General features: G+C 45.9%; 1 protein-coding gene. It reads right to left on the minus strand.

What is annotated here, in order from left to right; translation table 11 throughout:
* Positions 1-175: 175 nt before the first annotated feature.
* A partial coding sequence (gene djlA / locus R8O11_RS27065; RefSeq protein ID WP_229626397.1) for a co-chaperone DjlA occupies positions 176-765 on the minus strand: 590 nt, incomplete at its 5' end.

Here is a 765-nt window from a genome sequence, read left to right on the forward strand (position 1 = left end):
AATACAACCATTTTTCAGGTCGGGTGAAGTACGACTACGATTGGAGCTTGAACCAAGCCGACTGATTTATCCATCCTTGTTCAGCTTGAGATGCTTTTAGCCACCGATAACCCAAAAGCTAAAAAAGGGCACCAAGTGCCCTTTTTACTTTCTAGTTTGCTTGCTAGATTTTGGCTTACTTAAAGCCTTTCACCTTTTTAATCAAATCGTAAGCGTTTTGAATTTCTTGCGATTTTTCTTTTGCGACGTTCATCATTTCTGGCGGTAAACCTTTGGCCATCAACTTATCGGGGTGGTGCTCATTCATTAACTTACGGTAAGCTCGTTTAACGGTTTTACCGTCCGCCTCTGGTGACACATCCAAAATTTTGTACGCATCGGCCAATTGATCCGCCTGTGAGGCTTGCTGCCAACCTGACGACTGGTATTGACCTTGTTGCTGACCATGGAAACCACCCTGATGTTGGAAACGGAACGCCGCTTCTTGCATTTGCAGGCGACGCTCTAGTTGCTCAGATGAGAAACCTAAACCACGAGCAATTTTGTGCAGCACATTACGTTCACTTGGATGGATAGCTCCATCAGCAAAGGCCGCGGAAATTTGCAGTTCAAGGAAGAATTGCAGCAAATCAAAACGGCCAGCGGTCGAGATTTTTACACGCACCAACACATCTTCTAATGGGAAATCACTCTCTTTCCCTTCGCGGAATGCATCTTGCGCCGCACGGCGTTGTTCGCCATGCAAATTCATACGATCCATCATGG

This window comes from Vibrio sp. 1288 (genome assembly GCF_033344475.1).